Here is a 2,058-nt window from a genome sequence, read left to right on the forward strand (position 1 = left end):
GTTGTATTCAATAATCCCAGTCTTTTGGTACTGCCCGTGTCCATTTGCAACTGTCGGCCTTGAAGATCATTGGCCGTGGGAAAGGGTCATTATTTGAGGAATGGCCATTGTCCATAAGGAGACCTGGCCAAGCTTTCGATTGGAAATCGGATGAGAGTTCCACTCTCAAATTCGAATTTTCAATTCTCACAAAGCTTGCATAAGGTAGCTGAAATTTTTGACAAAGTCAAGTCCCACAACAAGTTGGACCCTGTCGCACGGATATCCTATCCATCCACAATGCGCCATTATGCCTTAAAAACAACTAACACTATCGAAAAGATAGAGTCAATAGTTTTAAAGACATTCCCACCGGTCAGGAGCGACCATGTAGCGCCCGGCACAACTGCGCAATCTGGCAATTCCAGTGGGAATTTCCAGATTACTAAATACAACAGCGTATACAAAACATAGCTGGCAGGTGATTATTCCAATATTTTTTGTTTCTTTAAGGGATCAATGCAGAACAGGAATGTAAGTGCCGTTCAGGACGCTACGTTTCGTATACGCAGACGTTGCCATTCATTGCGGAACGAACTCAAAAACGGAAATTATGGAAGAATTAAAATTACATTCTTTCGGTCAAAATGACCATTTGGAATCTCTAAAAGAAAAATATAACTCTTTAAAAAACAAAATTAGAGGGAACATAAAAATGACTGAATCTGAAAAGAAAACGGAATTGGATAAGTTGAAAAAAACCTTTGAAAAAGAAAAGAAGGATTCTGGCAAAAACCTTTATTAAATAGGAATTGCTCACTCAAATGCAGACTGAAAATCTCATCGAACCTTTTAGCTTGTTTGCGGAATCGGAATCTGAATTGAAAAACTATGAATAAAGTGGAAATTAATCGGAATAAACTAAAGTCAGTTCTAAAAACTAACTTTTGGTTTCTTTGGGTTATTCCATTGTTTATAATTGTGAGTTTTACAAATGGAGTAAAAACTGGATTATGTATTTCTGGAATTATGATTTCAGGAATTTCTTTAGGTACAATTATTCCTGTAACATTTGGTGTCCTTATCAAAAAATACGAGCTGAAAAGTATTTATGGAGAAATAATAATTTTTACGATATCCACTATTCTATTATGGCTTTATATTCCTGACAAAAAACTATTAGCGTATATGATTCCATTTAGTATTCCATTAATTATAATTGGACTTTTAAAAATGAGAAAATAAAACAACGAAATGGCAACACCGTGTATAGCTCATTGCGGCTGAATTCCTAATCGGAATTCATTGCAATTTGCTATCTTTCGGTTACGGCGGAAAATCATAGCTGATTTTCCGCAACGAGCCATACACAAACACGTTGTAAAACATTTGAATGAAACGATTTCTAACAATCATATTCTTACTTTTGATTTTTAATTTATCTAATGCGCAACATTCTGACAGATTCAAAAAAATAGTGAGTGAACTTGAGGAAATTGAATCTAAACCAGACACAATTTTTTACGGAAATGGAAAAATTTGGTGGATAAGCACAATTACGACTTATAAGTACAATTCTGAAAACTATTCAACTCATTCAGGAAAGCAAACTCAATATTACAAAAACGGACAAATCGCAAGCGAAATTTTTTTAGGAAAATACGGAAATATAATATCTTGGAATTCTTATGACCGAGAAGGAAATAAAACGTCCGAATCCATAACGACTGAAATCGACTCAAACGCAAATAATCTGACTGAATTTTTCGAATCCGACGAACATATCAATTTTAAAAGAATTGAGAAATATTATAAATGCTCATATAAACTACAAGTTTGTTATTTGTTCAAAGAAGGACAAACAGTGAACGGAAAAAAGGTCGGACTTTGGAAAACTTATACCGAAAACGGAGAACTGAAAAAAGAAAAAAACTATTGAACAAAAAAACGTTTTACAACACCGTATAAAATTAATGGCTAGACCTCGCCTACTTACGAAAATCCTCGCGGATTTTCTATTCGGTGTTTATTTGCTAAATTAAGTGCTTAAACACGCCACTAATCTTATACAATCACGTT

At 34.4% G+C, this 2,058-nt stretch carries 3 protein-coding genes; all 3 read left to right on the forward strand.

Translation table 11 applies throughout. The annotated features are described in order from the left end of the window. The first annotated feature begins 592 nt into the window (after positions 1-592). The 3 genes from MWU32_RS03225 (at position 593) to MWU32_RS03235 (ending at position 1,918) form a co-directional block, all read left to right on the forward strand. Positions 593-784 (forward strand): hypothetical protein, encoded by a 192-nt coding sequence (locus MWU32_RS03225; protein WP_246937733.1) that lies wholly within the window; start codon positions 593-595, stop codon positions 782-784. Positions 785-870: 86 nt separating this feature from the next. Then, positions 871-1,224, forward strand: a complete 354-nt coding sequence (locus MWU32_RS03230; RefSeq protein WP_246937735.1) for a hypothetical protein — start codon at positions 871-873, stop codon at positions 1,222-1,224. A 148-nt stretch (positions 1,225-1,372) separates the two neighbouring features. Then, a complete protein-coding gene (locus MWU32_RS03235) occupies positions 1,373-1,918 on the forward strand; it encodes a hypothetical protein (RefSeq protein WP_246937737.1) in 546 nt (181 codons plus the stop codon). The last annotated feature ends 140 nt before the right edge of the window (positions 1,919-2,058 follow it).

The sequence above is a fragment of the Gelidibacter sp. F63206 genome (assembly GCF_023015735.1).

Coding starts and splice junctions, on each gene's coding strand:
- MWU32_RS03225 (WP_246937733.1), top strand. CDS start 593: ATGGAAGAATTAAAATTACATTCTTTCGGTCAAAATGACCATTTGGAA.
- MWU32_RS03230 (WP_246937735.1), top strand. CDS start 871: ATGAATAAAGTGGAAATTAATCGGAATAAACTAAAGTCAGTTCTAAAA.
- MWU32_RS03235 (WP_246937737.1), top strand. CDS start 1,373: ATGAAACGATTTCTAACAATCATATTCTTACTTTTGATTTTTAATTTA.